Here is a 15,737-nt window from a genome sequence, read left to right as displayed (position 1 = left end):
TCTCAACGCTGATGGGCTTGGGCGAGGAGTTTGTGCAACTCCTCGATCGGGATACCGAACGCACGCGCCAGCGCCTGCAGCGCCAGCCCCTCCTTCTGGTTGATCCCGCCCTCGGCCCAGCCGACCGCCCCCGCCACGAGCAGCGCGGCCCGGCGAAGCTCGACATCCGACAGCACCGATGCCACGGCCCCCGTGCGGGCAGCAGCCCCCTCACCCTGGACACGAGCCGACGCTTCTTGCACCAAAGCCTCCACCTGCGCAGCGTCGAGCTTCCCCCCCGTGAGAGGGAGCACATGCTCGACCAGCCGCTTCGATTCCGCAGCCGAGAACTGCCCATCCGCCATCGCCACGAGCACGGCAGCCTCCACCAGGGCGCCGAACGAGGTGTTCACGGCGGCTGCCGCCCTCGCTTGTTCGGCCTCCTGGTGTGCCCGGGCTTCTTGTTCGTTGGCGAGCGATGCCTGGTAAGCCTGCATCCGCTCCAGCATCTCCTGGACGCCGCTCAGCCCCTGCGCGGTCTTCACGTCTCCCATGACACCCCTCGACGTTGTTCGTGAACGCTTGCCGAGCGCGCCCCGAAGGAGCAACGCCCTTGGAGGGGCAGACGATGGCACGACCCTTCGAGCCGTGTCCACGTGCACAGGCCGCCAGCTTACCCCCTGACACACAACTTGCCGATCGACCACGACACGCCTCTTGCAATTCCCCCTGCTTCGGCTAGGTTCCCCCCCGCTCGACGCTGTTCGCAGCGCGGAGCGGCCGGGGCGTAGCGCAGCCTGGTTAGCGCACTTGACTGGGGGTCAAGGGGTCGGTGGTTCGAATCCACTCGCCCCGACTGGCCTCGCGAGGAAACTCGCGAGGCCTTTCGGTTTTTTGTCCTCACGTGCGCCTCCTGCGAAGCTGTCGTTGGAGGCGAGCTCCTGCCCACCAGGAAGCGCCGGCCAACCCCGACACGCCCCGCCTTGCCGTTGACGTTCGCCGCGAAACGACGGCCGGCACCGTGAGATGACGCCGTTCATCGTGTCGTCGACGTTCACCGTGCGCCCACCTCGACGTCGTGACCGATGGAGAGGTGCCGGGCTCGTTACGAGCCGGCCTCGTTGCGTCTTCCACGAACGCCGGTGCCATCACCATTGCATCGTGGATGAATGAATCGGATGCGGGACATGTCATTCCGTACGCAGCGACGTGGCGTCACCCCACCTTACGTCATCGCAATCCTTCTGCTTGCTCTCTGAGCATTCACCATTATCTATCTCGGCGTGGCGCCGAACCGCTTGCAGCCGAACCTTCGGCAGCACGTGCACGGGTCCACCACCACGACGTGGCGACGCTGAAAGGCAATCGAACGATGGCGAGACGCATCCCCTCCGCGAAGTTCCTCGGAAGTCTGCTCTGCTGTGCCGGCTGCATCGTTGCCGCGCCTGAAGCTCCCGCGGAAGTCGAGAATGGCCCATTCGGCGACACCCACACGATGGGCATGAACCGCGTGGCCTCTCCAGCCGAGCGCAAAGGCGAAGAGCCCGCGCCAGGACTGCATTGCCATGGCTTCGCAGGAGCAGGGAGCGTCTGCCACGTCAGGTGCGCCAATGGGGTCTGGTACGACGTCGGAGTGAACCCGGAGATCTCTCACGGCGACTGCATCCCGGAAGGCGAGCAATACTGCGCCGCTCGCGAGCTGACGGCCATCGGACACTGCTGGAACTGAGCCACGGTGCGCCCAGCGCATGCCTCTGATGGAGGTGCCCCTGAAGGCGCGCGGCGTAGCGATGTGCACCGGCCAGACGCGCTTCTTCTGGGACAGGTCGTTCCGTACACGCCGCCTCCGTATCGGCCGTTCGAGTGCGATTACCGCGCGCTCGCTTGCCGAATCGCTTCGACCAGTCATCTCTTACCGTGCGCGTGGACACGGCTCGACCGCTGTCACCGCGACAGGCGAAGCGACGGGGAACCACGCTGGCCCGCCCGGTCAGCGACATTCAAAGGCGAGCGACACATGACGAAGCACAAGGCCTTCACTCACCGGCTCGGCGCACTTTTCTGCGGTCTCACGGCCTGCATCGGCACAGGGCCCCAGGAGACCTACGAACTCGAGCCATCCGGCGTCATGGATGCATCGAGCTCCCACGAGCAGGCTGCCATGTCGGACGAAGACGAGAGCGATCCCGCGACGGAAAGGGGCGGTGGAAGCACGGACTCGGTACTGTATTGCTCCGGCTTTTCAGGCCCGGGTAGCATGTGTCACACGCAATGCAGCGATGATGTCTGGTACGCCGTCGGCACGCATCCGACGACCCCGATCGGGGCATGCACCACCATCGGCAACTGGTATTGCGTGGCCAATGGCATGCACGCCATCGCTCATTGCTGGAACTGACCCGATACAGAGACCGCTTCGGCCCGTGTTCCGCACGGGAGCCAGGATGAAGAGCTCCTCGCAGCCCGGGATCACATCGGCACCGCCCATGGGTCTCGCACTCGATCATCCCGTGGTTTCTGGTTGCTGAACGTAATCGGCGTAGCGCCCCTCGGGCGAAGCACCGCGCAATTTCACTGCACGGTGCCCCCGCGAGTCGCATTACGTCTACCCGTGATTCGCGAAGCACGTTCACGAGATTCCGATCCCACTAGGGATCCCGGACGCCGCTCGCAATATGAGGTGTGCCTCCTCGATCTCTCGACGCCACGTCCGTCAGGCGTCATGGCCGATTCCACCTCGTGGTCCAGACAGGGAATCAGATCCTGCCTTCACTGATCCGAGCATTGAGGGTCGCTACCAGTGACCTGGAGGACGTTCAGCAAAACATCTTGCTCGCGGCCTACGATGCGCTCGATGGATTCGACCCGGGCCCCACTACGATGTCTCAGGAGGCGGATGCCAGTGCGCCGAAGAAAACGAGGAACCGTCGGCGCTTCGCCGGGCCCAGCTTGGAAACATGCATGAAGCGATGGCTCCACGGCATCGCATGGCGACAGGTGAGTCATCATCGCCACCGCGCTCACGTGCGGCTGGAAGTCCCCAGTGGACTCCTGCAGGCGGAGCGAGAACCCATCGCCGAGTGGAGCCCACCGCCTGATCTCCACCTGGAACAGGTCCAGCGGCGCGCCCTGGTGGTGCGTGCCCTGCGATCCGTGCGACGAGAACGGCGTGTACTGCTGATCCTGTGCGACGCCTTCGAGATTCCTGTGGCTGCGGCTGCACGTCGGTTGGGGCTCAAGGAGAGCACCGCGCAAGATCGGCTGAATCGCGGACGAAGAGATCTGCGCGTGGTCCTCAGCCGGATGAGCGGCAACGAGCGGGAGGCAATGCGCTCTCTCCTCGTACCCCACCCAGCATGGCTGTCCCTGCCCGGACGGCGCCCTCCATCGGAAGCGCCGGGTTTGCCCTGGCCATCGTTGCCCCGCGCCTCGTCGACGCCGAGACCCATGTTCGCTGCGGCCACCGCCATGGCCACCGAGCGCCTCACCTTCACAGCTTCGGGATGTCGATGGGTCTGCCCAGACATTCCTGAAGGGTGATCGTCGTGTAGCCCCGCGATCGCAGAAGGTCGATCACCTGCGGCACCATCTTCACCGACGCCTCTGACTCCTCCGAGTCATGCTGGATGTGGATGAAGGGCCCTTCACTCTTGTCGAGGGTCTTTCGAACCATGTCCAGGATCTTCGGCGGGTCGAAGTCCTTCTCCCGATCGCTGCTCCCATACCTCCAGTCGTCCGTGTTCAGGTTCCACAAGATCACCTGGTAATCGAGCTCCTTCAGGATCTTGAGCGAACGCTCGTCGGTGTCCCCGAAGGGTGGACGCAGGCACTTGGGTCGACGACCGGTGATGTCGGCGATGAGGTCCTCGGCTTTGGTGATGTCTTCGCGCACCGATGCTTCGGTCACATGAGGGCCGACCAGCCCACTGTGCGAGAACGTATGGCTGCAGACCGCGTGACCGGCCTCGGCGATACGCTTCACGCGGGCCCGATATTCATCGTATTTGGGGAAATCCTTGGCGAGCTTCTTCGCCTTGAGGAAGAACGCAGCCGGAGCCTTCTTCTCTTTGAGGATGGCAAGGAGGCTGTCCGTGTAGGGGCTCGGACCGTCATCGAATGACAAGACCACGACCTTGCCGCCTCGCGCGGGGCACGTCTTGATGCGCACCCCTGTCCCTGAGGGGAGCGCATCCGCCGTCTCCGGGGCCTTGTTCTTCTCGGGCGCTGCGCTGACAGGAACGAACGGCGACGGCCCAGCGGCACCGGACTCTTGATGCGCCGCAGGGATCTGCCCCTCGGCGTTCGCCTGGTCCAGGGAACAGCCACTCACCGCGCCGGCGAAGAGCGTTGTGACCAGCAGGGTCGCCCCACGCCACCCGAGGGCATGGGACGGGACACGGCGGTTCGGATCGTAGGACGTGGCTTTCACAGTAGGCGTTACGTGAAGCCGAGCGCAGCGCCGTCAAGCACACGGAAGGTGCCTATCTTGCGGGTGCGGCCCGTCCATCAGGCGCTCACCGCAGGTGTGTCCGGCGACGGCTCGATGGGCATCCGGATCCGGGCCCCGTTTGTGTGTCCTCAGGCGACGGAGGGTGTTTCGACCCCCCGGAGAATCCTTACGGGCTCGGTCGGTCTTCAGTAGTTGAACTGGAGCTGCAGGCGCACCAGGCGCCCACTCTCTTGCTGGTAGGGTGGAGACGGGAACGTCCGCTCCGCGAAGGTGTACGCAGCCGTCAGCTCGAGCGCCTTGAGGGCACGCCACTCGAGCCCCAGCTCGGCCTCGTTCACCTTGTAGCGAGGCGCATCGGTCTCGAACTTGCGAGCGCCGCGGTAAAGGGAGAGCCTCGCATAGGGTGTGAAGTCACCGAGACGCGCCGAGAGCAATGCATAGCCGCCGTGGAGTGGCCTCTCCCTGATCCGGCCCTCCGAAAGTTCAGGGCCCCGGCCGATGTTGTATTCGAGCTGCAAGCCGATGGGCCGTGGATACAGCACGAAAGAGCCGATGGCTCGGACGTCGCGGATGCCATCGTCGACGACCACGCCGTCGCTGGTGCCCACCTCATACTTACCGTAATAGCCCGCGGCACCGATCTCGAGGAGCTGACTGCCGAGCGTGAAGGGATAGGTCGCCCGAGCAATCACGTGGGGAGTCGCATTCTTCTCGAGCTTGTTCGCGCCCTGTCCATTGAAAACGCCGAGCGCCACCACCCCGTAGTCGCCAGATCCCTTCATCTCCGCATTCGCCAGCTCGCTGTAGAGCTTCCGGATCGTCGGAGGCGCATAGTAAAAGAACACGCCCAGCTCGCGCTCATCCTTGAAAGTGCTGTTCGTCGCGTCCGCGCGGTCGAATGGCGCCCGGTTGGAGCTCGACTGCATGTTCTCGAAGCCGTAGGGCACCTTGGATTGCCCGACGCGAAAGCGGAATGCCTTCTCTTCGTCGAGCGCGATGTCCGCATACCAGTCCCTCAGGGTCGGCGCGTGGAGCTGGTCGGAAACCGTCGACGCGAAATCGGGCTGGAGATAGATGAAGACACGCTCGTGGACGTCCCCCTGAAGGATGAGGCGCGCACGGCGGATGAAGAACCCACCATCGCTCCCGATGGACCGATCTCCCTGGATGTTCTTGAGATCCCCGTTCGTCGCGCCCAGCTGGTTGTAACGGAGCTGGGTATAGCCACGGAGCTGGATCTTCTCGAACCACTGCTTCACCGACCTGCCCACGGCCGACAGCGCGCCAGGAGAGTCCGGGGCCGGCGCAGGGGGTGATGGGGGAGTCACATCCGTCGCGCGGGATGGCGCGGAGGGCAGCGGTCGAGGCCCCACGGCAGCGACAGTGGTCCCTTCACGGGCTCCTGCGCGGGTCACAGGTGCTTGCTGAGCAGAAGCGATGCAGCACCAGAGGACGCAGGACAGCGCGCCCACGAGCGACGCTCGCCAGGACCGAGGAAAATTGGGCATCGAGGTGGCCGAGGCGTTGATCCGCCTTCCGACACGCTCGAACCTAGGCGGCCTGTATGGCGGCCATGTGACGGATTCGATTCAGACGTGTTGTCCCATGTGTCCGAATGTGACGATTCACGCTGTCGATTGTGTCGACATTGTCACCATCGAAGTCCCCACCACCGGCACCGGCAGCTTTTCGTGAGCGAGATTCACTGCTCCGACTCGTCTTCGCCGCGCCCCTACCTGCATCTCTACAATCCGACTGCGCATCACCGACCGCCATGGCCCACCAGCGCTCCACCGAACAACGGGTCCAGCGTCATCACGAGCCGCGGACTTCGGGCGGAACAGTCCGGGGACCGATGCACGGCGCCGCGCCCCTCGTGACCGGGCCACGCCTCGCCTTTGAGGAGGATCACGTCGCCCGCAGCGCAGCACCGCACGCTCGCTCCAGGCAAGAGGAGCCCTGACTCGGCGTCTGGGGCGCCGCAGGCGGCATGTCCCAGCCACCGCCGATCCACATGCTCGCTGGGCACGTACTCGGTCCCTGCTCCGACGTACGTCACCACGATGCGCGCCGTCACCCGGTCGACGTGCAGACGAGGGCACATCGCGGTCGTGACGCGATCGAGCCTCACCCCGATCCGGTCCGCACCACCCGCCAGAACGTCGCGAGCGCATGCTCCTGCGGATCCAGGACACGAACGCGCACGGTCCCCATCCCCGTGACGCTGGAGAGGACCCGTGACAGGTGGGTCCCGTGGACGCCTCCACCGATGACGAGCCACTCGAGCGCAGGGCTCACGCCGTCACCTCGTCCTGGCTCGCCTCACCGAAGAACGGGTCTTCGTAGGTCGCCCAGACGGCTGGCCCCAGAACGCTCTCGGCGTCCGTGAGCAGCGCCCCATCCAGCCTCTCCCTCAGGGTGCGCTCATCGATCCCCACCCCGATGAAGACCAGCTCCTGCCGACGATCCCCCCAGGGCTCCTGCCAGGCCTGCGCGATCATCGCCCTCGTCTCCGGGTCCGACGGACGCTCCTTCTCGGGCAACCCCGCGTACCACAGCCCCGCCGGCTGGCAGCTCGCCGAGCTCCCGGCCTGAGACCACAGACCCATCACGTCCATCCGTGACGCCAGCCAGAGAAAGCCCTTGGAGCGCAGCACGCCATCCCAGCCCGCGTCGTCTTGCAGCACCTGCCAGAGGCGCAGCGGATGAAACGGTCGACGCGCCCGGTAGACGACGCTCGAGATCCCGAGCGCCTCCGTCTCCGGCATGTGCTCACCGCGCAGCTCCCTGAGCCAGCCGGGCGCGCGCGATGCCCTCTCGAAATCGAAAAGCCCCGTCCCGAGCACGCTCGGTAGCGGCACACGTCCCCGATCGGCGCGGACGACGCGCGCCCCTGGATTCAGGTGCCGCAACAGGTCTTCCAGCAGCGCCCCCTCCTCCTCGGTCACCAGATCCAGCTTGGAGAGCACCAGCACGTCGGCGAACTCCACCTGCTCCACGAGGAGATCGGCCACCGTCCGCTCATCTCCCTCTCCAAGCGCGATCTTGCGCGCGCGCAGGTCATCTGCGCTCTGCCAGTCGGCGAGAAAGGCCTTCGCGTCGACCACCGTCACCATCGTGTCGAGGCGCGCCACGTCCGACAGCCGCATCCCACTTTCGTCTTCGAAGGTGAACGTCTCGGCCACGGGGAGAGGCTCGGAAACACCCGTCGACTCGATGAGGAGGTAGTCGAAACGACCCTCCTTCGCGAGCCTCCCCACCTCGACGAGCAGATCCTCCCGGAGGGTGCAGCATATGCAACCGTTCTGCATCTCCACTAGCTTCTCGTCGACACGACGCAGCGCCGCGCCCCCGCCTTCCACGAGGCGGGCGTCGACGTTCACCTCGCTCATGTCGTTGACGATCACCGCGACCCGCAGGCCATCACGGTTTTCCAGAACGTGGTTGAGAAGGGTCGTCTTGCCGGCCCCCAGAAAGCCAGAAAGGACGGTCACAGGAAGCTTCGTCGGCGGATGCATGAGAAATTCAAATGCATCACAATTGCAAATAACACAAGAGTGCGATGACGTGCCTACGCGCCCATGTGGCGGGCCGTCACGTCGCCAGACCCGTCGAGGAGCACGGGGAGGAGCACGCTTTCGCAACCGTTCAGGCTTCGACGGCGGGCAACGCTCCCCGTGTTCCGAGCGAGCGCGGATCTATTGCGCCGGGACGTCGATGGGCTCGCCCAGGCACTCCGAGAGCGAGATGAGGGTCCAGCCCTGGGCGCGGATGGCGTCGATCACCTGAGGCACGGTGGCGACCGACGGCTCCGAGTCCTCGGCGTCATGCTGGATGTGGATCAGCGGCTCCGTGCTCTGACGCAGCGTCTTGTCCACCAGCTCCAGGATCTTGGTAGGACTGATGTCCGCGGGATACTCGATGCTCCCGTACCGCCAGTCGTCGGTGTTCAGGCTCCACATGATCACGCGGTAGTCCAGGGAGGCGAGAATCCCGAGCACCTGCGGGTTGTGGTCACCGTAGGGAGGGCGCATGCACCGCGTACGACGACCCGTGACGTCGGCGATGAGATCCTCGGCATCGAGCATGTCCGCCCGGATCGCCGCCTCCCCCTTCCCCGGATACACCAGCCCGTCGTGCGTGAAAGTGTGGTTGCAGATCTCGTGGCCGGCCGCGGCGATCCGCTGCACCCGGGCGCGGTGCTCGGCGTGGCCGGTGAAGTCGTCGGCCAGCTTCTTTCCCTTGAGGAAGAACGCAGCCGGCGCCCCCTTGGCGTGGAGATGACCGAGCAGCTCGTCTGTGAAGGGACTCGGACCATCGTCGAACGTGAGCACGGCGAACTTCCCCGTCTTTGCCGGACAGCTCTTGATCGGGATACCAGGACCGACCAGGGCGTCGGGGGATGGCGCTGGATTCGTCACGCTCGCTTCCTCCGCCTCGAGCGGGCGGCCCTCACGATCCACGACGAGCGGCTGGTTCGCGTGCTCCAGCGTGAACGAGGACTCTCTGGGCTCACTCGCGGGTGGCTCACTCGCCCGTGCAGCGCCAGCGCCTGCCGAGGGAACCTCCGTCGAACGTCCCTGTGGATCCTCCGTGTCGATCACACAGCTCCAGATGCCGAGCGACAGGGTGAGCGCCAATCCAGCCGATGTCGTGCTTCGCATGATGTTCCTGACGTTTGAGTGCGCTGCGACCAACGCGCGCCCCCAATGCGTGAGGCAACCCACGCGACCGTCAAGCACCCCACCCGCTCGGCGACGCAGTCATCCGGGGACGTCCGCGTCCACCGGCGCAGCGATGCACGCCGTGCCAACCCGCCGGAAGCCGAGCCGCGCGTACACGCGGGCGACGTCATCGCTGCCAGCAGACAGGATCACCAGCGCCGCCCCGCTGACCAGCGCCTCTCGCGCGAGCGCAGCCGTCACCGCAGCCCCGAGCCCTCCGCGTCGCGCCGAGGGCAGCGTCGCGACACCGACAATCTCCACGACATCGCCTGCGCGCTGGAACGCACCTCCGGCGAGCGCGCCGTCCGGCCCCTCGCCCGCCAGCGCATAGGCGGCCTGCTTCGCGCGGACTCGCTCGCCCGTCACCTCGACGTCCAGCGCGGGAGCGCGCACTTCGTCACGTTCCGCAGGCCCGGAAAGCCCCACCGCCATCCCTGACGCGGCGAAGCTTACCTGCGCGATCGCGCGGAACGAGGACAGATCCTCGGCAAAGGTCTCTCGATCGGGATCGAGGAGCCGCACTGGCGTGCTCACCGAAGGCGCGAACGCCCGAAGCCGCGCCGGCTCGAGGACCATCAGCGGAGCGTGCAGGATCGTGAGCCCCTCCGCTTCGATCATCGCTCCGAGTGAAGGCGTCGACTCCTGGACCCACTCGAAGGCCTCGGGCACGTCGAGTTCGCGTTGCCGTTCTCTCACAGTGCGGATGTCGTCCACCGTGGGCGCTCCGAAGGCGTGGAGCGCAGGACGAGCGTAAAGGGGCAACCCTTCCGGGTCCGCTACGAACAGCGTCAGAGGACCGAACGACTCGACCTGGGCCCTGTCTCTGGGCACCGCGTCGTAGAAGGCCTCGATCCGTTCGAACAAAGCGGCTTCCGAGCGTTCGATCATGAAGGCCTCCTGGCACACCACCCCTGCTCAACGCGCACGGTACACCGCGCCCTTGCCCAGCGTGCAGACCCAGTGGACGACCCCCTGGCTCACCTCCAGCGCGCCGTCCCAGCAGTCTCCCTCACGCCAGATGTCCTCGTGAGGTGCACCAGCTCCGCCTGATGACAGACGAATGAAGCTCTCTTCGAGATGGATCCCTCCCCAGAACAGCGACTCCTCATCGGAAGCGAGCGCCCAGATCCGGTCCGTATCGATCTGCGGTCCCACCACCACCTCGGGCGTCCCCCCTTCCTTCGGCGTGCGATGCAGCGATCCTCCCGCAGCCCACAGCACCGACGCTCCCTGGAGTGCGATCTGTGTGGTGTTGATCCCGGGCGCGAGTGACCAGCCCGAGTCGCCACCATCGCGAGACGCACGGTGCAGGGTCCCGGTCGCCGCATCGCTCCAGTACACGCGCGCGGCGTCCATCGCGAGGTGCATGACGCCAGGGTCCCCCTCACCATGGAAGGAGCTGATCTCCTCCGGGACCTCCCCCGCCGACCGGTAGAGGCGACGGGTCCCGAAGCTCCCCACCGTGATCCAGTAGACCGTGTCGCCTTCGGCGAGCAGCCCGCGCGCCACCTCCACGGGATCGGCCGATGCGGTGGACAGCAACGGAGCCGCCACCCCACCACCGAGCGAACACACCGCGGGCCAGGGTCCACGCCCCGTGATCGCAAAGACGCGTGTGCTCCCCACGGCGAGCTGCAGGATGGGCTCCTCCAGCGTACAGAGCACCTCGGGCGGTTGCCCCTCGACCAGGGACACGACCGCGCGCCCCACAGCGACCAGGATCCGCTCGCCATCCACCGCCAGGTCGACGGCGTGGCCAGGGAGGGCGCTCTCATCGAGCAACACCCGCACATCACGAGCGGATGCGCCCCCGTCACCTCCCGCCGCCCCCTCGTGCGAGGTCCCTCCCCCGCATCCCGAGAGCGCGCTCCCGACCACCAGCGCAAAGGCCAAGCGACCTTTTGGAGCGCGCCTCAATGCCACCACGGCGTCCCTTGATCCAGGTGGAGGTGGTCGCGATGGCTCGCATCGAAGTCAGGTCCGAGCACACGCCGGATCGCCCCCTCGCTCCGGAGCCGCTTCGTCACGGCCCGGAGGAACCGGGTCGGCCCCGATTCCGCCGCCTCCCCCGGCTTGTAGTCGCGCAGCACGCTCGCGGCACGCCCCCGCTTGGGCTCGAAGCGCGCAATGTCCACCGCATTTCCGAAGGAGTGCTCACTGATCCCCCCGCTCTTGCCCGCCAGCCGCCCCACCACCGGACGGCAAGCATAGCTGCCGAGCGTGATCACCCGCGCGAGTTCACCGCCGAGGTGCTGCGCGGCCTCTTCCTGGAGGATCTGCTCCACCTTCTGCAGACGGAGCGCCAGCGAGCAATCCACCTGGATCGGTGGGCTGTAGACGATGCCGGTCGGTCCCCGGCTGAGGAGCACGCCATGCGGCACACCGCAGCCGTTGCGGTTGGGTTTGGCGACATCGGGAAGCGACTTGAACTTCGCCCCCATCTGCTCGAGTTCCGCGCGGCAGGTCGCGTCGGCGGCGGTCGAGATGTACTCCCACTGTCGCGCCGGCCGCGTCTCGCGGTCGAACCCGCTGTGGAGCATGCGGCGCGCGTCCTGGAGCACGTTCGGCCCCCCTGCCGCCACGCCCTCCCGCACGTTCGGCACCTCTGCGCCCACCGCCTCGCTCGACGGAGAGGTCGAGACTTCCAGGCTCGTCGCTTCCTTACCAGCCCCGGAAGCGAGGGCTCCAGCCGGCGCGGAGTCGTCGGCCGTGACCCCGTGCAAAGAGCACGACCCCGGTAGCACCAGGGCAAGCGCGGCAGCGAGAGCGACAGCGGATCCACGCATGGGTCTCTCCACCTGTAACCGCTACATCCCGCCGCGCAACCAGACGCGCTCGTGGGCAGACCCGGTGTGCCGTCCGCCCTCCCTCTGGACCCTGCTCCGCCGCCATGGCACGCCCGCTTTCGGGAGGTGAGAGACGATGGCTTGTTCCTGGTCGCCGGTTCGCCTGGGCCGCTCCGACATTCAAGCATGCCCCCTCGGGCTCGCAGCGGGGTACGGGATCTCGGGGCGTGACGTCGAGCGCGCGTTCGAGCGCGGCGTCAACCTCATGTACTGGGGCTCGACGCGCACGAGCGACTTCGGCGAGGCCATCAAGCGCATCGCCGCACGCGATCGCGAACGCCTCGCGCTGGTCATCCAGACCTACGAACGGCGTCCTTCGAAGATCGGCCGCTCTCTGGAGAAGGCCCTCCGCACCCTCGCGCTCGACCACACCGACATCCTGCTCCTCGGCTGGTGGAACCTTCCTCCTGGCGAGGCCCTGCTCGACGCCGCGGCCGAGCAGGTGCGCCTCGGCCGCGCCCGCAGCGTCATGGTCTCGTGCCACCACCGGCCCACGTTCCCGATCCTCGCTCGTGATGCGCGCGTCGATCACCTCATGATCCGCTACAACGCGGCCCACCCCGGTGCCGATCAGGACGTCTTCCCTCACTTGCCCACCTCGCGGCCTGGCGTCATTGCCTACACCGCCACGTCCTGGGGACAGCTCCTCGACCGCGCCATCGTGCCGGCGGGAGAGCCGCCGCCCACGGGCTCCGACTGCTACCGCTTCGTGCTCTCGAACCCGAACATCGACGCCTGCTATGCCGGCGCGAAGAACGCCGAGCAGCTCGACGAGGCCCTGCGCGCCCTGGATCGAGGGCCCATGACCGAAGAGGAACTCGCCTGGATCCGCCGGGTGGGCGTCTCCGCCCGCGACCGCGCCCAGCTCCAGCAGAAAGGGATGGGGTTCGCCGACCGCCTGGTGAACCTGATCTCCGGCTTCGGCTTCCGCACCACCGCGGAACTGCCCCGCTGACCGCGGCGCCACCTCGCCCCGACCGGGACACGCGCCCACCACCACGACGCCCCTTCACCCGCCTGCGACCACCGCGTCGCCCCCCAGCTGCGACCGGGGCGCCACGCGACGAGCGACGAGCAACGGAGCCGTGTCCCCTCACCGCGCCAGCGCGTTCTTCTCCAGCTTCCGCGTCCGCCAGTGCTCCTCGATGCTCTGCACGAACTCCCCTCGCACCAGCTTCGCGCGATCCAGGAGCCAGTCCTCGTCCTCCTGCCGCACGTAGACCCCCTCCAGAGGCCCTTCCGTCAGCCCGGATGACCCGAGCAGCGCCACGAGGCCTTCCATCGTGAACCGCCCAGCTCCCACCCGGGGCACGCCCTCGATCCCCAGCGCTTCCAGCAGCGCGTCCCGACGGCGCGTCGACCAGAACCGCCCCGCCGTCCGATCGTACACATCGAACCCCAGGAACCAGTCCGGAAGCCTCGTGTAGCGGATCGAGTGCACCGCGAAGCACCACTCCCCGAACAGGATGAGCCCTGTCCCCAGCGCGGCCCGGAGCCGCTCCTCCCGCGCTGCCAGCCAGCCCCACAGCGGCTGGAACTGCGGGTGTGCCCCGGGCCCGAGGATCGTCCCCCGGTTCTGCACGCAGAAGCCTCCCGACCCGTCGACCGAGATCCCGAGGTTCGCGCCATCCACCTTCTCCTCGACGATCACTCCGCCATCCAGCATGGCCTTCGCGTCATCGAGGTCGAGCACCTTGTCCGCACGCGGCGACCCAGCAGCGAGCCACGCAATGTGGGGAGTGGATGGAAACTTGAAGAACTCGTCATGCGCCGTCATGGCGACGACCTCCTCAGCTTCTCTTCGCGCTTCGCCCTGCACCAGGCGTCCAGCAGCTGCTCCAGCACCACGCCCGTCTCCTCGAGCGGCTCCTCCACGTCGTACCAGTCCGTATCCGTCGCGTTCACCAGCGTGCAAGGTGCCCCTTGCATTCGCGTCGACGCGATCGCAGCCGCTGCCAGCTTGCGATCCGAGGGATCCAGCGAGCCGAGCGCCTCCGGCACGATCCCGTGCCCATCCCCATCGTACGCGACCGGCACCAGCTCGGCGGTCTGGAGCTTCTCGTGGATCACCAGGAGTCCGTAGTCCTGCACCGTGAGCTTGTGCAGGTACTCGTCGTAGATCCGGAACGCCTCGTCGATCACCAGCCGCTTCTCCGGATCGGCGTGAAAGGCCGTGAGCCACGCGAGGACCTCGAGCTGCTCCTCCACGGCCACATGATCGGCCCCATCGAACGGCGACGCCCCGTCGGCCATGCTCGCGCAGAGCAGCACGTTCGTGTCGACCACGTGATCAGCCACGCCCGCGCTCCTCTTGCTTCCGCCGCACCATCCACCGGAGCTGCCGCTCCGCCTCTCCCACCGCGTCGCCGAAGAGCCGCGCCGGCCAGCGCGTGACCCGCCCGTAAGCGTCCACCTCCAGCGGGTGCAGCGCTGCGCCCTCGCCATCATGCGTCACCACGTGCAGCGCGCACTGGTCGGGCTGGATGGCAGCCTCCGCCAGCAACGACTGGAGCCTCCGGAACAGGTGCTCCGAGTGCGTCTCCACCAGGAACTGCACACCCCGGGACAGCGACACCTCCACCAGCAGGTTCGCGAGTGCGCTCTGCGCCAGCGGATGCAGGTGAATCTCCGGCTGCTCCAGGAGGATCGTCGCCCCGCGCGGCACCACGTGGGCCAGCACCAGGATGGGGAGCACCTGCGACACCCCGAAGCCCACATCCGCGAGGTTCGCCCGCTCCTTCCCTCGGACCACCACCACCGCGTACGAGCCCGACGCCCCCTGCGGGACCAGCTCCAGCCCATCGGCTACTCCCATGACGACGAGCCACCGCGACACCTGCTCGAGCAGGGCGCTCCTCAGCACCTCCCCCTCACCCCGCACGGCTTGCTCGGCGCTCGCTCCCCCTTCGGCCCCCATCAGCAGCGCCTCCGCGAGCAGCGCCTGGACGGCGAACTCCCCCTTGCTCCCCAGCCGCTCCGGCGCGTGCCCCTGCCACGCATGGCTCCGCGCCGGAAACTCCCGCAGTGGCCCCAGGTAGGCGACCGCCGAAAGCTCGTTGCGCAACGCGAGCGCCGCATCTCGAACCACGGCCCCCTCGGCACCGAGCGCTGCCAGCGCCTCCGGAGAGAACGCGATCGACCGCTCCGGCGCGAAGTCGGGGCTCACCACGGCGGGCGCACCTCCAGAGAGCGGGGGTGCTGTCAGCGCGTACGCCTCATCCGTGACGCGCTCCACCTCGTACGTCTTCCCCTTGGTCGTGAAGCCTGCGCACAGCACCACGGCTCCCCCGTCCTCCGTCGCACCGTACGCCGCGCGAAACAGGCTCTCGTCCTGACCCGCCCGCTCGACCTCCCCCGCAGCCCCCCCTCCAGCACCGTTCCCTGCTTCGACGCCAACGCCTGCTCCGGCATCGACCCCTCGCCCCGCCTGCACGGTGGGAACGAACCCCAGCTCGAACGCGAGCGTCTGGCTCGGGTCATGACCCGACAGCACATCGATCATCGTCCCGAAGTGCAGCCGGGCACCTGGCTGCCCCCCCAGATCCAGCGCCGAGCGCCGATCCGGCGAAGCCGCCGTCTGCTGGAGCAGCAGCAGCGGCTGGAGCAAGCTCGTCTTCCCGGCCGAGTTCACCCCCAGCACGAGCGTGATCGGCCGCAGCCGCGCCTCATGGGTCCCTCTCCAGGCCTTGAAATTCCGGAGGCCGAGCTTGGTGAACATGGCGATGACCTGCCCTCCCC

The 15,737-nt window shown here is 67.2% G+C and carries 17 protein-coding genes and 1 tRNA gene; 5 read left to right on the top strand and 13 right to left on the bottom strand.

Features of this window, described 5'->3' with window-relative positions:
- Positions 1–2: 2 nt before the first annotated feature.
- Positions 3–533 carry a TerB family tellurite resistance protein gene (locus CMC5_RS15450; RefSeq protein ID WP_050431154.1) on the bottom strand — a complete coding sequence of 177 codons (531 nt, stop codon included), beginning with the start codon at positions 531–533 and terminating at the stop codon, positions 3–5.
- Positions 534–760: 227 nt separating this feature from the next.
- Here CMC5_RS15450 and CMC5_RS15445 point away from each other — a divergent pair.
- The 3 genes from CMC5_RS15445 to CMC5_RS15435 all read left to right on the top strand — a co-directional run bounded on the left by CMC5_RS15445 (position 761) and on the right by CMC5_RS15435 (position 2,377).
- Positions 761–835 (top strand) — tRNA-Pro (locus CMC5_RS15445).
- A gap of 516 nt (positions 836–1,351) precedes the next feature.
- The gene (locus CMC5_RS15440) at positions 1,352–1,708 is read left to right on the top strand and encodes a hypothetical protein (protein ID WP_050431153.1); all 357 of its coding nucleotides are present in this window, start codon (positions 1,352–1,354) and stop codon (positions 1,706–1,708) included.
- A gap of 288 nt (positions 1,709–1,996) precedes the next feature.
- Positions 1,997–2,377 carry a hypothetical protein gene (locus CMC5_RS15435; protein ID WP_050431152.1) on the top strand — a complete coding sequence of 127 codons (381 nt, stop codon included), beginning with the start codon at positions 1,997–1,999 and terminating at the stop codon, positions 2,375–2,377.
- A gap of 1,092 nt (positions 2,378–3,469) precedes the next feature.
- Here CMC5_RS15435 and CMC5_RS15425 read toward each other — a convergent pair.
- Together CMC5_RS15425 and CMC5_RS15420 are read right to left on the bottom strand one after the other, a co-directional pair.
- The gene (locus CMC5_RS15425; RefSeq protein ID WP_169796552.1) at positions 3,470–4,309 is read right to left on the bottom strand and encodes a polysaccharide deacetylase family protein; all 840 of its coding nucleotides are present in this window, start codon (positions 4,307–4,309) and stop codon (positions 3,470–3,472) included.
- Positions 4,310–4,614: 305 nt separating this feature from the next.
- Positions 4,615–5,688, bottom strand: coding sequence for a porin (locus CMC5_RS15420; RefSeq protein ID WP_218920271.1), 1,074 nt, complete (start codon positions 5,686–5,688; stop codon positions 4,615–4,617).
- A gap of 178 nt (positions 5,689–5,866) precedes the next feature.
- Here CMC5_RS15420 and CMC5_RS46935 point away from each other — a divergent pair, with 178 nt between their 5' ends.
- Positions 5,867–6,124: a hypothetical protein gene (locus tag CMC5_RS46935; protein ID WP_050431148.1), complete on the top strand. Its 258-nt coding sequence runs from the start codon at positions 5,867–5,869 to the stop codon at positions 6,122–6,124.
- A gap of 67 nt (positions 6,125–6,191) precedes the next feature.
- Here the strand turns inward: CMC5_RS46935 and CMC5_RS15410 are convergent, their stop codons facing one another.
- From CMC5_RS15410 to CMC5_RS15385, 7 genes are all read right to left on the bottom strand, one after another.
- Positions 6,192–6,560 carry a DUF1826 domain-containing protein gene (locus CMC5_RS15410; RefSeq protein WP_050431147.1) on the bottom strand — a complete coding sequence of 123 codons (369 nt, stop codon included), beginning with the start codon at positions 6,558–6,560 and terminating at the stop codon, positions 6,192–6,194.
- On the bottom strand, positions 6,557–6,727 hold the full coding sequence (locus CMC5_RS44535) for a hypothetical protein (RefSeq protein ID WP_156338615.1): 171 nt from the start codon (positions 6,725–6,727) through the stop codon (positions 6,557–6,559). The genes CMC5_RS15410 and CMC5_RS44535 overlap by 4 nt, the downstream gene beginning before the upstream one ends.
- Positions 6,724–7,947 (bottom strand): zinc metallochaperone GTPase ZigA, encoded by a 1,224-nt coding sequence (gene zigA / locus CMC5_RS15405; RefSeq protein WP_050431146.1) that lies wholly within the window; start codon positions 7,945–7,947, stop codon positions 6,724–6,726. The genes CMC5_RS44535 and zigA overlap by 4 nt, the downstream gene beginning before the upstream one ends.
- Positions 7,948–8,127: 180 nt before the next feature.
- Positions 8,128–9,093, bottom strand: coding sequence for a polysaccharide deacetylase family protein (locus tag CMC5_RS15400; RefSeq protein WP_082362510.1), 966 nt, complete (start codon positions 9,091–9,093; stop codon positions 8,128–8,130).
- A gap of 99 nt (positions 9,094–9,192) precedes the next feature.
- Positions 9,193–10,041, bottom strand: a complete 849-nt coding sequence (locus tag CMC5_RS15395; RefSeq protein WP_218920270.1) for a GNAT family N-acetyltransferase — start codon at positions 10,039–10,041, stop codon at positions 9,193–9,195.
- A gap of 27 nt (positions 10,042–10,068) precedes the next feature.
- Positions 10,069–11,046 carry a hypothetical protein gene (locus CMC5_RS15390; RefSeq protein WP_050431144.1) on the bottom strand — a complete coding sequence of 326 codons (978 nt, stop codon included), beginning with the start codon at positions 11,044–11,046 and terminating at the stop codon, positions 10,069–10,071.
- A 20-nt stretch (positions 11,047–11,066) separates the two neighbouring features.
- Complete coding sequence (locus CMC5_RS15385; RefSeq protein WP_050431143.1) at positions 11,067–11,939, bottom strand: extensin-like domain-containing protein; 873 nt, start codon at positions 11,937–11,939, stop codon at positions 11,067–11,069.
- 136 nt (positions 11,940–12,075) lie between these two features.
- Here CMC5_RS15385 and CMC5_RS15380 point away from each other — a divergent pair, with 136 nt between their 5' ends.
- The gene (locus CMC5_RS15380; RefSeq protein WP_050431142.1) at positions 12,076–12,954 is read left to right on the top strand and encodes an aldo-keto reductase family protein; all 879 of its coding nucleotides are present in this window, start codon (positions 12,076–12,078) and stop codon (positions 12,952–12,954) included.
- A 138-nt stretch (positions 12,955–13,092) separates the two neighbouring features.
- Here the strand turns inward: CMC5_RS15380 and CMC5_RS15375 are convergent, their stop codons facing one another.
- From CMC5_RS15375 to CMC5_RS15365, 3 genes are read right to left on the bottom strand one after another with little or no spacing between them, the layout of a single operon-like run.
- Positions 13,093–13,776 carry an RNA ligase family protein gene (locus tag CMC5_RS15375; RefSeq protein WP_050431141.1) on the bottom strand — a complete coding sequence of 228 codons (684 nt, stop codon included), beginning with the start codon at positions 13,774–13,776 and terminating at the stop codon, positions 13,093–13,095.
- Positions 13,773–14,297: a hypothetical protein gene (locus CMC5_RS15370; protein WP_050431140.1), complete on the bottom strand. Its 525-nt coding sequence runs from the start codon at positions 14,295–14,297 to the stop codon at positions 13,773–13,775. The genes CMC5_RS15375 and CMC5_RS15370 overlap by 4 nt, the downstream gene beginning before the upstream one ends.
- Positions 14,290–15,717 (bottom strand): AAA family ATPase, encoded by a 1,428-nt coding sequence (locus CMC5_RS15365; protein WP_050431139.1) that lies wholly within the window; start codon positions 15,715–15,717, stop codon positions 14,290–14,292. Before CMC5_RS15365 ends, CMC5_RS15370 begins: the two co-directional genes overlap by 8 nt.
- Positions 15,718–15,737: the final 20 nt, after the last annotated feature.

Origin of the sequence: Chondromyces crocatus (assembly GCF_001189295.1) — a bacterium.
Lineage (GTDB): Bacteria > Myxococcota_A > Polyangia > Polyangiales > Polyangiaceae > Chondromyces > Chondromyces crocatus.
The sequence above is the reverse complement of the archived record's forward strand: the minus strand, read 5'-3'. Positions and strand labels throughout refer to the sequence as shown.

Coding starts and splice junctions, on each gene's coding strand:
- CMC5_RS15450 (WP_050431154.1), bottom strand. CDS start 533: ATGGGAGACGTGAAGACCGCGCAGGGGCTGAGCGGCGTCCAGGAGATG.
- CMC5_RS15400 (WP_082362510.1), bottom strand. CDS start 9,093: ATGCGAAGCACGACATCGGCTGGATTGGCGCTCACCCTGTCGCTCGGC.
- CMC5_RS15380 (WP_050431142.1), top strand. CDS start 12,076: ATGGCTTGTTCCTGGTCGCCGGTTCGCCTGGGCCGCTCCGACATTCAA.
- CMC5_RS15435 (WP_050431152.1), top strand. CDS start 1,997: ATGACGAAGCACAAGGCCTTCACTCACCGGCTCGGCGCACTTTTCTGC.
- CMC5_RS15375 (WP_050431141.1), bottom strand. CDS start 13,776: ATGACGGCGCATGACGAGTTCTTCAAGTTTCCATCCACTCCCCACATT.
- zigA (WP_050431146.1), bottom strand. CDS start 7,947: ATGCATCCGCCGACGAAGCTTCCTGTGACCGTCCTTTCTGGCTTTCTG.
- CMC5_RS46935 (WP_050431148.1), top strand. CDS start 5,867: ATGCAGCACCAGAGGACGCAGGACAGCGCGCCCACGAGCGACGCTCGC.
- CMC5_RS15385 (WP_050431143.1), bottom strand. CDS start 11,939: ATGCGTGGATCCGCTGTCGCTCTCGCTGCCGCGCTTGCCCTGGTGCTA.
- CMC5_RS15395 (WP_218920270.1), bottom strand. CDS start 10,041: ATGATCGAACGCTCGGAAGCCGCTTTGTTCGAACGGATCGAGGCCTTC.
- CMC5_RS15365 (WP_050431139.1), bottom strand. CDS start 15,717: ATGTTCACCAAGCTCGGCCTCCGGAATTTCAAGGCCTGGAGAGGGACC.
- CMC5_RS15440 (WP_050431153.1), top strand. CDS start 1,352: ATGGCGAGACGCATCCCCTCCGCGAAGTTCCTCGGAAGTCTGCTCTGC.